The 14,827-nt window shown below is 43.3% G+C and carries 19 protein-coding genes; 7 read left to right on the plus strand and 12 right to left on the minus strand.

Annotated features, from left to right (window positions below; genetic code table 11):
* Nucleotides 1-1,449 (minus strand): sulfatase family protein, encoded by a 1,449-nt coding sequence (locus M3P07_RS10835; RefSeq protein ID WP_249969930.1) that lies wholly within the window; start codon nucleotides 1,447-1,449, stop codon nucleotides 1-3.
* Nucleotides 1,450-1,675: 226 nt separating this feature from the next.
* Between M3P07_RS10835 and M3P07_RS10840 the strand changes: the two genes are divergently transcribed.
* The 3 genes from M3P07_RS10840 to M3P07_RS10850 all read left to right on the plus strand — a co-directional run bounded on the left by M3P07_RS10840 (nucleotide 1,676) and on the right by M3P07_RS10850 (nucleotide 2,916).
* Entirely contained in the window at nucleotides 1,676-2,116 is a 441-nt protein-coding gene (locus M3P07_RS10840) for a molybdenum cofactor biosynthesis protein MoaE (RefSeq protein WP_249969931.1), read from the plus strand.
* Nucleotides 2,117-2,120: 4 nt separating this feature from the next.
* The gene (gene moaC / locus M3P07_RS10845) at nucleotides 2,121-2,549 is read left to right on the plus strand and encodes a cyclic pyranopterin monophosphate synthase MoaC (protein ID WP_249969932.1); all 429 of its coding nucleotides are present in this window, start codon (nucleotides 2,121-2,123) and stop codon (nucleotides 2,547-2,549) included.
* A gap of 67 nt (nucleotides 2,550-2,616) precedes the next feature.
* A complete protein-coding gene (locus tag M3P07_RS10850) occupies nucleotides 2,617-2,916 on the plus strand; it encodes a hypothetical protein (RefSeq protein ID WP_249969933.1) in 300 nt (99 codons plus the stop codon).
* A gap of 2 nt (nucleotides 2,917-2,918) precedes the next feature.
* Here the strand turns inward: M3P07_RS10850 and M3P07_RS10855 are convergent, their stop codons facing one another.
* Complete coding sequence (locus M3P07_RS10855) at nucleotides 2,919-3,863, minus strand: NAD-dependent epimerase/dehydratase family protein (RefSeq protein ID WP_249969934.1); 945 nt, start codon at nucleotides 3,861-3,863, stop codon at nucleotides 2,919-2,921.
* A gap of 64 nt (nucleotides 3,864-3,927) precedes the next feature.
* Here M3P07_RS10855 and M3P07_RS10860 point away from each other — a divergent pair, with 64 nt between their 5' ends.
* Nucleotides 3,928-4,425, plus strand: a complete 498-nt coding sequence (locus tag M3P07_RS10860) for a hypothetical protein (protein ID WP_249969935.1) — start codon at nucleotides 3,928-3,930, stop codon at nucleotides 4,423-4,425.
* Complete coding sequence (locus M3P07_RS10865) at nucleotides 4,415-4,909, plus strand: nuclear transport factor 2 family protein (RefSeq protein ID WP_249969936.1); 495 nt, start codon at nucleotides 4,415-4,417, stop codon at nucleotides 4,907-4,909. Before M3P07_RS10860 ends, M3P07_RS10865 begins: the two co-directional genes overlap by 11 nt.
* Before the next feature lie 3 nt (nucleotides 4,910-4,912).
* On the opposite strand, the gene M3P07_RS10870 is transcribed toward M3P07_RS10865, so the two are convergent.
* From M3P07_RS10870 to M3P07_RS10885, 4 genes are all read right to left on the minus strand, one after another.
* Entirely contained in the window at nucleotides 4,913-5,608 is a 696-nt protein-coding gene (locus M3P07_RS10870; RefSeq protein WP_249969937.1) for a hypothetical protein, read from the minus strand.
* Between the two features lie 125 nt (nucleotides 5,609-5,733).
* Nucleotides 5,734-6,108 (minus strand): hypothetical protein, encoded by a 375-nt coding sequence (locus M3P07_RS10875; protein ID WP_249969938.1) that lies wholly within the window; start codon nucleotides 6,106-6,108, stop codon nucleotides 5,734-5,736.
* Nucleotides 6,109-6,229: 121 nt separating this feature from the next.
* Nucleotides 6,230-7,039: an SDR family oxidoreductase gene (locus M3P07_RS10880; RefSeq protein ID WP_249969939.1), complete on the minus strand. Its 810-nt coding sequence runs from the start codon at nucleotides 7,037-7,039 to the stop codon at nucleotides 6,230-6,232.
* Nucleotides 7,032-9,311 carry a M28 family peptidase gene (locus tag M3P07_RS10885; protein ID WP_249969940.1) on the minus strand — a complete coding sequence of 760 codons (2,280 nt, stop codon included), beginning with the start codon at nucleotides 9,309-9,311 and terminating at the stop codon, nucleotides 7,032-7,034. The genes M3P07_RS10880 and M3P07_RS10885 overlap by 8 nt, the downstream gene beginning before the upstream one ends.
* Nucleotides 9,312-9,425: 114 nt before the next feature.
* Here M3P07_RS10885 and M3P07_RS10890 point away from each other — a divergent pair, with 114 nt between their 5' ends.
* Nucleotides 9,426-9,899 carry a CBS domain-containing protein gene (locus M3P07_RS10890; RefSeq protein ID WP_249969941.1) on the plus strand — a complete coding sequence of 158 codons (474 nt, stop codon included), beginning with the start codon at nucleotides 9,426-9,428 and terminating at the stop codon, nucleotides 9,897-9,899.
* A 7-nt stretch (nucleotides 9,900-9,906) separates the two neighbouring features.
* Here the strand turns inward: M3P07_RS10890 and M3P07_RS10895 are convergent, their stop codons facing one another.
* From M3P07_RS10895 to M3P07_RS10905, 3 genes are read right to left on the minus strand one after another with little or no spacing between them, the layout of a single operon-like run.
* The gene (locus M3P07_RS10895; protein WP_249969942.1) at nucleotides 9,907-10,260 is read right to left on the minus strand and encodes a hypothetical protein; all 354 of its coding nucleotides are present in this window, start codon (nucleotides 10,258-10,260) and stop codon (nucleotides 9,907-9,909) included.
* Between the two features lie 11 nt (nucleotides 10,261-10,271).
* Nucleotides 10,272-10,844, minus strand: a complete 573-nt coding sequence (locus M3P07_RS10900; RefSeq protein ID WP_249969943.1) for a pentapeptide repeat-containing protein — start codon at nucleotides 10,842-10,844, stop codon at nucleotides 10,272-10,274.
* Between the two features lie 12 nt (nucleotides 10,845-10,856).
* Nucleotides 10,857-11,555: an SIMPL domain-containing protein gene (locus M3P07_RS10905; RefSeq protein WP_249969944.1), complete on the minus strand. Its 699-nt coding sequence runs from the start codon at nucleotides 11,553-11,555 to the stop codon at nucleotides 10,857-10,859.
* A gap of 167 nt (nucleotides 11,556-11,722) precedes the next feature.
* On the opposite strand from M3P07_RS10905, the gene M3P07_RS10910 reads away from it, so the two are divergent.
* Nucleotides 11,723-12,850 (plus strand): glycerate kinase, encoded by a 1,128-nt coding sequence (locus M3P07_RS10910; protein WP_249969945.1) that lies wholly within the window; start codon nucleotides 11,723-11,725, stop codon nucleotides 12,848-12,850.
* Nucleotides 12,851-12,899: 49 nt separating this feature from the next.
* Here the strand turns inward: M3P07_RS10910 and M3P07_RS10915 are convergent, their stop codons facing one another.
* From M3P07_RS10915 to M3P07_RS10925, 3 genes are all read right to left on the minus strand, one after another.
* The gene (locus M3P07_RS10915) at nucleotides 12,900-13,496 is read right to left on the minus strand and encodes a GNAT family N-acetyltransferase (protein WP_249969946.1); all 597 of its coding nucleotides are present in this window, start codon (nucleotides 13,494-13,496) and stop codon (nucleotides 12,900-12,902) included.
* Nucleotides 13,497-13,598: 102 nt separating this feature from the next.
* The gene (locus M3P07_RS10920; protein ID WP_249969947.1) at nucleotides 13,599-13,859 is read right to left on the minus strand and encodes an Ada metal-binding domain-containing protein; all 261 of its coding nucleotides are present in this window, start codon (nucleotides 13,857-13,859) and stop codon (nucleotides 13,599-13,601) included.
* A 4-nt stretch (nucleotides 13,860-13,863) separates the two neighbouring features.
* A complete protein-coding gene (locus M3P07_RS10925; protein ID WP_249969948.1) occupies nucleotides 13,864-14,700 on the minus strand; it encodes a bifunctional helix-turn-helix domain-containing protein/methylated-DNA--[protein]-cysteine S-methyltransferase in 837 nt (278 codons plus the stop codon).
* Between the last annotated feature and the right edge of the window lie 127 nt (nucleotides 14,701-14,827).

Consider the following 14,827-nt stretch of genomic DNA (forward strand, 5'->3'; position numbering starts at 1 on the left):
TTACTTCTTGTTAAGCTTGTACGAAGCCCTATACGGGTAGCTATCAAATGGCACTTTATCCTCCAATACCCTAGGGTCCTCCAACTGCTTTAACTCATCCATAAGTTGCATGGCCATTTTGTTTTTTATGGCTTCGAAGGCAGGGTCTGTGGCCAAATTGTTGAGTTGGTCGGGATCATCCTGGATTCGGTATAATTCCTCTGCTGGACGTTTGCCAAAAGACCAATTAAAATAGGGCTCAATACTAGGGGATCTCACATTTTCTACGAGATAGGTTTTGGTTGGGCCATTATCGCTATCGGAAAATGAATTCATGGGATGGGTAGCTCCATTGGGTACTCCGGCAGGCCAACGTTCCGGGTCAAAATTCCGGATGTATAAATAATCATGTGTCCGGATGCCCCTGCTTGGATAACCGTCCAACGAAGGTGCAGATTGTGCAGGGGTATGCCTTTCCCTTCCAAACACCACATGTGTCCTTAAAGAATCCTTACCGTTGACTCCAGAGGTAAGAATTGGCCGCAAAGATTTGCCCGTCATTCTTTCGGGAGTATTTACCCCTGCAAGGTCCAAAAATGTGGGCGCTAAATCAGTAAGCGATACAAAATCGGTAATGTATCCGTGCTTTGGATTGAGATTCTCCCCCATTTTAACCACTAAGGGAACCCTAACCCCCATATCGTACAAGTTGCCTTTGCACCTCGGAAAAGGCATGCCATGATCCCCTGTTACCACGATGATTGTATTTTTCAGTTCACCTATGCTGTCCAATAGTTGAATGGCTGCTGCCACATCAGAATCAAATCGCTGGACCTCAAAATAATAATCGGCAATATCTGATCTGATTTCAGCTACATCCGGGTAGAACCCAGGGAGCTTAATTTGCTTGGGGTCTATGCCCGAGGCTTCGCCACTTCCCTTTTCATAGCCTCTATGTGGGTCGCTTGCCCCAAGCCAAAAACAAAAAGGGGAATCGGAAGGCCTTGCGTTTAAAAAGTCTTCAAAACCTTCATATTTTTTTCCTGCTGGTAAAGATGTATGGTATCCTCCGGCCTTTAAGTTCCCAGGTCCCCAGGACTTTCGCCATGATCCAACATGGTATCCTGCATTTTCCAGCAATAGGGGATATACGGGGATCGTGGAATCCAAGGTTGACCAAAGATTGGCGCTTTCCCCCAAACGCCAAAATTGCTGTCCCGTTAAAATTGCGCTGCGGCTTGGCGTGCACGATGGGCTGGAAACGAACGCATTCTCGAAGAGAACTCCTTCCTTGGCCAGTTTGTCAAATGCTGGGGTTTTTACTACAGAATCGCCATACACTCCAGCATGGGGCCAACCCCAATCGTCTGCAATGCAGAATAGGATGTTGGGTTGTTTTACCTTGGAGTTTTGTGCAAAACAAAGGGTAGCTGGTAAAAACAGAAAAACGAATAATATGGTTTTTTTCATAAGAACCAGGGCATGAGATGAAAACCAAAGATTATGAATATCCGTAAGTTAAGGTTTTTGGATATTGCATTTCTGATTTTCCACTTCAAATTGTAGCTAGTTTTAGGAAGCAATATAAATGCCATCACTCCTTTTAAGCGACCTAGATGGGGATACTACTTTCATACAACCAAATGCCCTCAAAATTTCACTTTTCTTGGTTACCTTAGCACAAAACAGTTCCGAAATGGAAAAGAAAATTAAAAATGTGTTTGTGCAAGGGGCTATTGATCCCAATTTTATTGCTGATTCCATTGCCAAACATCAACATAAGACCCAAATAGGGGCCCATGATATCTTTTTGGGCCAGGTACGGGCCGATGAGATCGAGGGTAAAACCGTAAGTGCCATTGAATATTCAGCTTATGAGGAAATGGCCAATCTAAAGTTCCACGAGATTAAGGAAAGTGCCTTCGACAAACATGATCTTACCTGCATGCATATTTACCATAGTTTGGGGAAAGTTCCTGTTGGGGGCTTATGCCTTTTCGTTTTTGTGTCTTCCCCGCACCGGAAGGTGGCTTTTGAGGCTATCCGGTATGTAGTGGAGGAGATCAAGGCACAGGTTCCTGTTTTTGGCAAGGAACTTTTCGAGGACGACAGTTATCAATGGAAAGTAAACACCTAGGCGAATGGTAGATATTACCCAAAAACAATCCACCCATAGAACGGCCATCGCCCAAGCAGTGGTCAAGGTAAGTAAACAGGGAACCATTGAGGCCATAGAGAACGGTACTGTCCCCAAGGGCGATGTGTTCGCCATGAGCAAAGCAGCTGGATTTCTTGGGGTAAAAAAAACTGCGGACCTTCTTCCGGATTGCCATCCTTTGCCCGTAGAGCATTGTGCAATAGACTATGCAATTGATGGGCTGGAGATTACAATAAAAATTACGGTGAAAACCTTTTATAAGACAGGCGTGGAAGTCGAGGCCATGCACGGAGCTAGCATCGTGGCCCTTAACATGTACGATATGCTAAAACCCATTGATAAGGGGGTGGAAATACATCAAATTAAATTACTGCAGAAAACGGGAGGCAAGTCCGATATTAACAGGGCATAAATTCGCCTTTTTTACTTACAAAATTTTTGTCCTAACTTTAAGTGCAATTGATGATAAGCTCACAGCCATGTCCGGTATCAAGAGAGTCATTGTCGATTATAAGAAACTGACCCCCAGGGTACTTAAGCTTTTAGTGGAAAAGTATCCTGATGGATATGGGGATAGGGACATCATTAATTTTAAAATGAAGGGCAAGACCATAGAGGCTGTGGAGGTAGCTACATCCGATACCAAATATTTGGTTATGATCAGTTCCAAATTGCAACGTACCATGGCCAATTTTGATGAAGCGGATGCTACCATTCGCGGGGTGGATGCCATGGGCAAGAACCCGGATGGGGGTTTTGTCAGTTTAGAAGAAGAATGATTCTATTTTCCTCCCAAATTTTTTAGCATTTCCGAGGTGGTACTTTTTAAGTCGTATTTGGGCTCCCAACCCCAATCTTTTTTGGCATAACTGTCGTCTATGCTGCTAGGCCAGGAATCCGCTATTTGCTGCCTAAAATCGGGCTGGTACTCCATTTGAAAATCTGGGATATGGGCTTTGATGGTTTTGGCTATCTCCTGTGGTGTAAAACTCATACTCCCCAAATTATAGGAGGAACGGACCCGAATGGTTGACACATCTGCTTCCATGAGGTTCAGGGTAGCCCGGATGGCATCGTCCATGTACATCATCGGCAATTGTGTGTCTTCCTTCAAAAAACACTTGTAACGCCCATTTTCCAAAGCCTGATGATAAATTTCAACAGCGTAATCCGTGGTACCGCCACCGGGCATGGTCTTCCAACTAATAAGTCCGGGATATCGTACGCTTCGCACATCCACTCCAAATTTATTGAAGTAATATTCACACCAACGTTCCCCGGATTGCTTGCTGATACCGTATACTGTGCTAGGCTCCATTATCGTATTTTGAGGGGTGTTCTCCTTGGGTGTGCTAGGTCCAAAAACAGCAATGCTACTCGGCCAAAAAATCTTGCTGATTTTCCGGTCCTTCGCCAAGTTGAGCACATTGAACAAGGAATTCATATTGAGGTTCCAAGCACGCATGGGAAACTTTTCGGCCGTGGCGCTCAACATGGCGGCCATCAGGTACACCTCATCAATTTCGTAATGCATAACCACATCTTCAATGGCATCATAGTTGGTAGCGTCCAAAAGCTCAAAAGGGCCGGAAGCCATCAAAGCCTCACCGCCTTCCCGGATGTCACTGGCCACTACACTATCCGCGCCATATTTGGAGCGAAGCTCCATCGTCAGCTCTGTGCCAATTTGCCCGCAGGCACCAAGAATTAGAATGGGTTTTTGCATTTAAAATGAAGTTAATTGACTTTGGCGGTAAAGATAGCCTTTATTAAAATTTGTACATTCGCCTATGCGAAAATTGTCATGGATATTTATAGGCATAATGCTCCTTTCCGGCTGTAAGGAAAAGAATGCAGATTCTGGGGATTCCGCCTTTGAGGAAATCGTTTTTAACTATCAAAAAATGCCCCAAAGGGCGAACCTGAATCCTTCAGCTGCCGAGCTTTGCGAGGCTTGGACCGAATTCGGAATTTTTAATAGCAGTTTTGATGTTTTGTACAAGGCCAGAAACAACGAAGACCTTGCACTGGCTATTGACGACCTTATTGATAAGGAAAAGCTGCTTTCCGAATCTGAGTACCCTGGTGTTCTTGATGCCCTTGAAATAAAGAGTAGACAGCGGGTCGTAAAAACCTATTTGTTCAAGGTGAAATCACATATACTAAGCAATAGTGAGACCACTGAGCCCACCATAGAGATGATCAATGCCTACAATTCCATGAGGGCCCAATTTAATATTGTGGTCAATAGCCAGCTCGATAAAAAACTAATATTGGATGAACAGTAAACTTATTTTAGGACTTGTTTTATTGAGTTGCATTTTTGCTCATGGGCAATCGGATAAGGAACAAATCGACCAACTTCTGGATGCCTGGCACTTAGCGGCTGCGAAAGCGGATTATGAGGGTTATTTTTCAAAAATGACTGCGGACGGGGTGTTCTTAGGAACCGATGCCACCGAAAACTGGCAAAACCAAGAGTTTAGAGCCTTTTCCAAGCCCTATTTTGATCGTGGGAGAGCTTGGAGCTTTACTGCGGTGGAAAGGAACATTTATGTGAGTGAAACAGGGACTTTTGCCTGGTTTGACGAATTGTTGGACACCCAAATGAAGCTTTGTAGAGGTTCCGGGGTCCTAAAAAAAGAAAATGGGCAATGGAAAATTGCCCATTATGTACTTTCTATAGCCGTGCCCAACGATAATGTTGGGGAACTCATTGAACTTAAAAAGGAAAAGGATAGCCTTTTACTACTTCAGCTCCAAAAAAAATAGGTTTTATTCCTCTCCTTCCGGGGTTTCTTTTCTAGCTTCCAAAGCCTGCTTGCTCAAACTGGCCAAATTAAAGTTTGGGTCAATTTTAAGCGCTTCGTCAATAGAGGCGATGGCATCATCAATTTTAGTCTTGTCCTTGTTAAAGATGACCAAACCTTGGAGATGATAGAAAGCAGCCTTTAAGGGAACCTCATAAGGTTGTTGTCTTTCGTAAAAAGCGTATTTCATATCGTCCTGGGCATTGGCAATGCCATATTCAATATTTGTGGTCGCTCCATCGGTGTTCCCGGTCTGTATTTTAAGATCGGCCAATTCGTACGCCAAATAGGCTGAGGGGTTACGGGTGAATAGCACTTCAAAGTGCTCCAGTGCCCGCTTGGGTTGATTCAAGGATTTCAGAGAAACTGCTTTAACCTGTACCGCGAGGTCAGAATCATCCGCGTTTTTCTCAATTCCGATGGTATTTAGGGCTTGCATGTGCTGCCCATTGTTCATGTAAACGAAGGCCAAGGTATCTTTTCGCTGTTTGGACGGGGAAAGCACGTTCAAATGGGTAAGCGCTCCAATCACCCCATTGATGTCGCCTTGTAGGCGCATCTCTTGGTAATAATCTTGGTAGTGCTTTAAAAGCTCACTTTGGTTCTGTGAAATACCGTTGATGCCCGTGACTAAAAGCAACAACACAACAATCTTTTTCATTTGTCTTGGATTAGGTGCGCCAAAACTAAAAAAATTATTGGTATGAAGCTGTTAAAGAATACTATAAGCCCAAAAAACAAAAAGATGCCCGGAGGACATCTTTTTCAACAGCAAGTTTTTTTGGTTTAGAGGGCCATCATGGCGATGTCCTTATCCGTATGTTGTTTTAAAAGGCTAGCGTAGAACGCCAAGCTTTTAACGTCCTTCGACAAACAGGATTTTAGAAAAGCGCACAAATCCTTGTAAAACAGATTCACGGGCATGGTGGATACCACCATATTTATGGTTTTGGGGTCATATTCCCCATCATCTAGCACCACATCCATTTTTATTCGATGGTGGTGATAGTCAATTTCAACATCGGCGGCATTGTAATGTTTCCGCAGAATAGATCTATGTAATTCCTGAAATCTTGAGGTTATGTTATCCCTTGTACTACTTTTTGTAATCAAATTCTCCATCTCCATCAAGATTCTAACGGTTAATCTTGAATTTCCCATAACGCATGTAACTTTGTCTTATATAAAGTTAACGCAGGAAGTCATAACATATTAAAAATCAAGAGTTTAATTAACTTAAAATTATCTTAATTGTTGTGAAACCTTATTTTAGGGTGGTCAACTAAGTGTCGATAGGGGTGTAAAAGAAGTGTGATTTATTAAGAAAATTCTGGCTTAACACTATTTTTCCAGCTTGCCTTTTGGGGTTGTCCAGATATGTTGGGGCAGGGATTCCCAGTTTTAAGGCCTGTTCGGTATAAAAGTCCTTTTTTTGCGGATGATATGGATATACCCCGTTAAACAATTGATTCCAATACCCTTTTTCAAGGATGGTGCAGATCATCTGGATGCAGTCGTTCAGATGAATCAGGTTTATTGGGTCATTTCCGTTGGAAAGGCTTTCCTTACCGGATAACATGGTTGTTGGATTCCTTTGGGGACCTACCAATCCACCGAACCGAATCACGGTTGTCCTAAACGACGGATTATCCCTTAGAAGGTTTTCAACTTGCAATAGCTGGGTGCCTGATGCCGTACTTGGTCTTGGTATGGTTTCCTCCGTAACTTCACCACTAACATCACCATACACTGCCGTACTGCTTATAAACAGTACGTTTTCAACAGAAGCATTGGTAAGGGCATTTTGGAGCAATTTCATCTTGGCGACAAAACTCTCATTGTTTGACCCTCTCAAACGAGGAGGAATATTGACAATGAGCACATCAATATTGGATAAAAAGTCTTGAATATCGCCCTCTATTCGTGTTTCGGAAAGCAAAATCGAATAGGACTCGATACCTTCAGCCTTTAAGGTTGCCAGCTTTGTTTGGGTACTGGTGGTACCATATACCTTGTACCCCTTTTCAAGCAGTGTCTTGGCCAAAGGAAGCCCGAGCCAACCGCAACCAAGGACCCCAATTTTTTTATTCAAACTTTAAGGTTTTAATGACCATGATGGCATCGTTGAGGACAAAAGGCATTGGAATACTGGTCTTTGGCCTTTGCGGGACCGTAAATTCTGGATGGGAAAGCAGATCATTGGAAGACTCATATAAGGTTAGTTCCAACTGGTCATCCTTTGGAAAACTCAACTCCAATTCGGTATAATCGTTGTTGCTAATGTAATGGGTCACCAAGCGTTGGCCCCTGCTCGCCAAATAAGCATCGGAAAGGGATATCCCATTTACCTTTGCTGAGGTCAATTTAATATCGTTGGAATAGACCTCCAACCGATTAACATCCCTTTTTGGGGTAATGCAGAGTTCCAATATACGTTCGTTACCAACAATGGTGTCCAAAATAGTATCTACCCAAGGCTCCGGAATTTCCTTTTTTGGTGCTTCCTGCACATAGGTGAATCCCGTATTGTACTTGCTGGATAGCGAGCTGTATTCATCTGTGCCCACCTTTGTTCTTTCGTCACCCAAAAATTGCGAATTCCATCCGATTAAACTGTGGTCATAGGTGGCCCAGGTTGCCGAGTCATCATTGGCATCATAAACATATAACAGACTGCTGGGTTTCGGCCTCTCCTCGGTAAACTCTGAATTTATATGGGCTGAGATACCAAAGGCGAAAAAGAGAAATAGAAACAAATAGGCAAACCGTTCTTTGTTTTTGAGTCCACCCAAGAAAGGATAGACCAAGAAAAACAACAAGGTGGTAAAAACTGTGCTTGCCACCATCATTTTTAGGCCCAACCCAACGGGAAACATCTTAATAAAGGGTGCATGGATGAATACTGCCGGAAGGGTCAGGAAAACCAACAAGAGGGGACTTGGTTTTTCTTGGTTGATAAGTACCATCAATGCCGCAAGCGCTCCAAAAACTGGGACGGTAAAGAAACTTGCCCCTTCTAAATATAGACCCACTAGGCCACAAATAACCAACCAAAGAAAAATGGGACCCACAAGCAAATTGGCTGTTCCAGTTTTCCGGAATTTGTGGTATACCCAGAAACAAACGGACAAGGAAAGCATGGAATACATAACAATAAATGCATGTCCATTATAGGTAAATCCATGAAGCATATCATTGAACTCCCCGTACCATCCAGATATCATGGGCCAAGCAAAGTATCCCAATACCCCGTTGATGGCAAGGGCTATGAGCATGGGTACAAAACCTTTGAGGATATCCTTCAGGTTTAGTTGCTGTTTTTTTAGCCCGAAGACCAATAACAGTACAAATGCAAGTACCGCTAGCCCGAACATGGGCCAAATCCATCCGAAGGGATAGGATACCAACCTAAAAAATGGAAGGTTGAAATATATATAATCCTCAGAGCTCTTGAGTTTCTGTAGATCCGCATCGCTGAAGTGCTCCAATAAAGGCATCAAATAGCTTCCTTGGTGGGCAAGGGTGTTTCGGTCCAATCGGTCATAGTTGTCCAAGGCCGTGTGATAGTCAAAATGATCATCAATAAAGGCAAAATTAAAGCCCTCGATATCCGCATCTTCCCTAAAAACGGTGAGATCGGTATCATTGGGCAACATTTTGTAAATACTATAGGCCAAGGAATTTGCCACCGGATATTTTGGACTTGCCTTGGTAAATTCCTCAATCAACTTGGCATTGCCCTGATTGGTCTCGATCAGCATATAACTAGGGCCGCCGCTTCCCCGGGCCTCAAAGTTCAACACAAGCCCAACGTTTTTGGTCCAAGGGTGTTGGTTTACAAAAAGGTCGGCTCCATTTAGGCCCAATTCTTCCGCATCTGAAATAAGAATGATGATATCGTTTTTTGGAGTTTCGTTCTCAGCCAAAAAGGCCCTTATTCCCTCCAAGATGGTTGCCACACCACTGGCGGCATCACTGGCCCCCAAGGAAGAGTGGGGACTACTATCGTAATGTGATAATAAAAGCAATGCTTTTCCATTTCCGGACCCCCTGATCTTTGCCAGGATATTGGTGGCCTTGCTCAAATTGGCCCAATCCCCGGCTGTATAACCTTCTTGGGTTGTAGTTTCCAAGCCCATTTTGTTCAGCTCCGAGATAATGTAGCTTTTGGCCTTTGCATGACCAGGGAAACCTACTGCGTGGGGTTCTTTGGAAAGCTGTTTTACATGTTCCAAAGCCCTGTCTGTTGAGAACGCATTTGGAGCTTTGTCAGCATCGGTTTTATACTGCGGCATCAAGGCTCGAAAAGCCCAGTATACAGAGAAGATGAGCAGCAGTAGCGCAAGATTTTTAGAAAACTTCATAGTTTGATTAAGATGGCATGCAAAAATATGAAATCTAACCACCTCGATTGAAGATTATTTAAATATTTCGTTAAAAAACGCTATATTTATTAATCAACCCTAAAAGTAACTGATATGGCAATCAAGAGTTTTCAAGGTGTTCGATCTAAAGAGGCTTCAAAGAAGGAATATGACGCGCCCATCCTGGTGGAGGACTATATGACCAAAAAATTGGTCACTTTTTCACCCGAACAATCTATACTGGAGGTGATGGAGGCATTTGCCAAATATCACATTTCCGGGGGACCTGTAATGGACAAAAACGGTTTCTTGGTCGGGATAATTTCCGAGGCCGATTGTATGAAGCAAATCTCCGAGAGTAGATATTTCAATCAACCCATTTTGGACAAGAGCGTGGAGCGATTTATGACCAAAGATGTGCAGACCATACCTCACGACATGAGCATTTTTGATGCTGCTGGGGTATTCGATAAGCACAACCGGCGTAGGTTACCAGTAATGAAAAACGATATTCTGGTAGGACAGATCAGTAGAAAGGATATTGTAATTGCTGCCTTAAAGCTTAGTGCTCAAAACTGGAAGAAATAATCCCAAGCTACTCCCTTTTTACAATAATATAGTTGTCATTGTCCAAGGGCAAATAGCCTAGATCGTACACAAAATAGTAAGTACTCCCTTTTTTGGTGGTGTAGAGGTTGGTGATATACTCAAAATCGAAACCTTTGTCCATCAACCGCATTTTTGTGGTTCTGGTTTTCCCATCCTTTAAAGTGAAACTATCCAGGATACGGTAGTTTTTCCGAAGTCTATTATTGATGTTTCGGACAAGATTTTTGCTGTCCTTGTTCAAGCGGTTGTTATAAGCGTTCCTGCAATGGTCGGAACAATACTTTTTATCTACCCGTCCCACCAGCGCATCACCACATTCCAGACATTTCTTTTCGGACATATCAACTTCATTTACTCCACAACAATATCGTATTTTTTCAATAAACCAATAAGATTGTCCGTACTGAACTTGGTTTTTTTAAGATGGTTTTTGGATGGGTCAAGGTTAAGGTTGAAGGAAGAAGCAAGGTTGGCTCCATGAAGATTGGTCTGCTGAAAAATAGCTTTCTCCATATTGCATTCACGAAAGGTTACTTGGGACAAATCGGTCTCCGTAAAATCAGTTTCATTAAGAATACAGCTGACAAATAGGGTTCCCTTGATTGCTAGACCATAAAAGGATGAAAGGGTTAGATTGCAGCCTTCGAAACGTACCGAAACCAACAGATCGTTACAATCTTCAAAGCGCAGACCTACCAATTTGGAGGCTTTAAAAACTGTTTCCTTAAAAATAGTGTGCTTGATGTTGGCATTGGTCAAATCGCAATCCAGGAACTCGCACTCCATAAAATTCTGGTTGTCCAAAAAACCTTCGGAAAAATTACACCGTACAAAAACGCAGTTCTCATATTCTCCTTTTTCCAATCGGGTTTGGGAAAAATCCAGATTTTCAAAGGTTTTGTCAGCAATAATTGGGTTGTGCATTTTTACTAATTGCTATTCCGAAATTTTAAATTTGACATTCACCGAAGTCTCCACTTTGATTTTTTCAAAATCGATATCCAAAGGTTGGGCTTCGCCCGCGTCCATGGCCATGGTCTTCATTTCCATTCGGGGTTGGTTGTATCTGGGATAATATGGGGTGGATGTGTCCTGTATATGTATGGCCGACCCAACTTTTTGATCCAAGGGCGCTGTTAAAGCCTCCGCTTTTTTCTTAGCCTTGACAACGGCCTTGGATTTAAGTTCAAGTTCCAGGTCCTCCATCTTGGAATATTCTGTTTTTTCCAGATAGGTATTGGCGATGCCCAATTTTTCCAGGGCCATCAATACTTCTCCGGCCTTTTTGCCCGAATGCACCAATAGCGAATATTGTTTGGTTTTCAGTACATTTTTTTGTCGGAGGAAATATTTTTTGAAGTTGCTGCTCAAATCTTTAATCACCAATTGTTTTTCTAAATCGATACCAAGAGCTTTTAGGCTATTTGCCATTTTATTCTCTTGTTCCTCCACGGACTTACGTCCTTTGGAATCTTTTTCCTGGATGGTAATACTCAAAAATATTTTATCCGGGGTAACCAAGGTGTCCACTCGAGCCGAGGTTTCTAAATAGGGAATATCCAAAAAGTTTTTGGTCTGTGAATAGGTAGTCATAGTCAATACGATAAATAAGGATAGTGTTATAATTTTTTTCATGATAATGATTTTGATTCAAGCAATACAACTTCCATTCCAAATTTAAACTATAAATGGTGATTCCCGTATTTCAATAGGAAAGCTGTTGAGGTGGTTCCTTGGCAATTCGTTGCTTTCATCGTATTTTGAGTGTCTGTTTATCACGTCACCTTCCTAATTTCCTTTGAATGAAGTTTGTCATCGCTCCGGATAAATACAAGGGTTCCCTATCAGGGCCACAATTTTGCGATGCTGTCGAACAAGGCATCCAAATGGTCTTTCCCAAAGCAACGATCCTTAAAAAACCGCTGGCCGATGGTGGCGATGGCACCTTGGAAGTGGTTAAGGATTATTTAAACGCAAACCAACGGAGCGTTCGGGTGAAAGACCCACTGTTTAGAGAAATCGAAGCAAGCTATTTGCTCTCCCAAGATGGTCGGATTGCCTATATAGAAATGTCCGAGGCATCGGGGTACAAGTTGTTGGACCGATCAGAAATGAACTGCATGCATACCACCTCCTTTGGTACCGGCGAGCTAATTGCCGATGCCTTGCAGCAAGGGGCAAAAGAAATTGTACTTGGGATAGGGGGCAGTGCCACCAACGATGGAGGAATGGGCATGGCTGCTGCCCTGGGCTTTGAATTTAAGAATCACTTGGGAGAACAACTGGAACCGATTGGCCGCAATCTTGTAAAGGTTAAAGAAATTGATGTCCCTTCGCCCGAAGCCTTTCAAAATGTTATGGTGAAGGTAGCCTGCGATGTGAACAACCCATTTTATGGGCCAGATGGGGCCGCCCATGTGTATGCTGCACAAAAGGGAGCTTCTGCAGAAGAAGTGGAGTTTTTGGATAAAGGTCTAAAGAGTTTTGCCCAAGTATTGGAGGCAAGTTTCGGAAAGGATGTCCAACAGATTCCAGGAGTTGGAGCCGCCGGGGGATTGGGAGCTGGAGCTATGGTCTTTTTGGGAGCTACACTCACTTCTGGAGTAGATTTAGTAATGGAAATGGCACATTTCGACGCTGCTCTGGCAGATGCCGATTGGATCATAACCGGGGAGGGTCAGTTGGACCATCAAACTTCTTCAGGTAAAACCATTGCTGGGGTGATCAAGCTGGCAAAAGAACGCAACATTCCCGTTGCCGCTTTATGTGGCTCCGTTAATGTTTCGGTGGAGGAGATTCAAAGGATGGGGTTGGATTATGCGGTTTCCATTCTCAACACCATTGGCAGTTTGGAGGAGGCAAAGGCCCAGAGTTATGCCAATTTGGTGCAGGCCAGTTTTAATTTTGCGAAACTATTAAAAGTAAGGTAGAACCACAGAGGTTAGGTCGAGCTGTTAAGACCCAAGGCGCCAAAATAATTCAATACGTTTTATTCATCCGGTGTTCCAATCCGTATTTAACAGTTGCCCATTCACCGTCCAAAATGGAAAAAACCACAGTATCCCGATAAAGTCCTTGGGAATCTATACGGTGGTTCCTAAGAATTCCCTCCTGTTTTGCCCCTAGTTTTGAAATGGCCGTGCGGGAGGCAAGGTTGTGGTAATGGGTGCGGAATTCCACAGCAATACATTTTAAATGTTCAAAGGCATGTTGTAGCAACAAAAGTTTGCATTCCACATTCAGGCCCGTTCGCTGGTTTTTTTTGGCATACCAAGTCGCTCCTATTTCCAACCGTCTGTGTTCCGCTTCCACATTTAAATATCGAGTGGACCCAACTATTTCATTAGTTGTTTTATCCATAACCACAAAGGGTAGTGCGGTCCCGTCTTTTTGGTTTTCAAGAGCGGTTTCTATGTAAGCATCGATGGTCTCTTCCGAAGGAACGGAGGTAAACCACAATTCCCATAGTTTGCCATCTGAAGCGGCTTGAAACAATTCCGTTCTATGGTTTTTTTGGAGCGGAATCAGTTTGACTCTTGTTCCTTCAAGAGTGGTGGGTTGTAACCAGTTGCTCATAGTGTTGTTTTAGTTCCCAAAGATAGTTTTAAACCTTGTATTCGACCTGCCTGCCGGCAGGCAGGTACTTTTTCTTGCAGCAAAAACTCGAACTGACGGTTTTCAAAATGTTTCTGAGGAAGAAGTATCGTTTTTCCATTGTACATATTTTGAACGCATACAACTTCCACAAGGGCGAAATCCAGCTTTCAAGGCCTCTTGTTCTGTTGCAAAAAAGACCCGATTTTCCATGTTCATCCGCTTTCCGGATTTGCAGTGAAGGGAGCCATAAATCTTCAACTTCTTGTTGCCGCCCCATCGAATTTTTCCATTTTTAATCAGCAGCGCTAGCCCTTGATGACTCAGGTCTTTGTGATAAATCAATTTCCTAGGATTGTGCTGCTTCCCATCCGATTATGGCCGTTTTTCGGGTTGTATTCCATCGATAACCGCCCAAATCCCCGGATGATTGGATTACCCGATGACACGGAATCAGATACGCAATGGGGTTATTGCCGATTGCCGTTCCAACGGCTCTTGATGCCTTGGGTTTGCCTATTTCCTTGGCGATGGCGCCATAGGTGGCAAGCCCTCCCTTTGGAACTTTAAGTAGGGAATCCCAAACCTTCAACTGAAAATCGGTGCCTTTTAAGTGCAGTTTTATTTCGGAAATCTGGCTCCAATCGTTGGCAAAGATCATCAAGGCATTTACTTGGATTTGATCCACCAATTGCTGGTATTTGGCCTTTGGAAACTCCTTTTTTAATTCGTATAGGCCTTTTTCCTCATCCTCCACAAAGGCAACATGGCACAAACCTTTTGGCGTAGAGGCAATAAGTACCAAGCCAAATGGACTTTGCGCATAACTAAAGTTAATGTTCAGGTTTTCCCCATCATTTTTAAACTCACCTGGGGTCATTCCCTCTATGGAAATAAAAAGATCGTGCAACCTGCTAGTTCCGGAAAGTCCGGTTTCCATGGCGGTGTCAAAAAGTGTGGCGTCCGCCCCCCTCAGCATCGACTTCGCATGTTCCACGCTGGTGTATTGCAAGAACTTTTTAGGACTAACTCCGGCCCATTCCTTAAAAAGTCGTTGAAAATGAAAGGGGCTGAGGTGTACATGCTCCGCAATTTCGTCCAAGGAGGGTTGCTCGCGAAAATTATTTCGGATATGACCAATGGCCTTGGCAATTCGATCGTAATTTAAGTTGTCTTGTTCGTTCATGACTTTTGTTTTATAGCCCAAAAATAGGTTGATGACCCAGGGAACAAAACCCGATTCTTGCTGTATCCGCCTAACCCTTTATAAATTTAACAAGATGGGGGGTTCCCTTTGGGAGAATAAATCCAAA

The sequence above is a fragment of the Flagellimonas myxillae genome (assembly GCF_023502235.1).
Lineage (GTDB): Bacteria > Bacteroidota > Bacteroidia > Flavobacteriales > Flavobacteriaceae > Flagellimonas > Flagellimonas myxillae.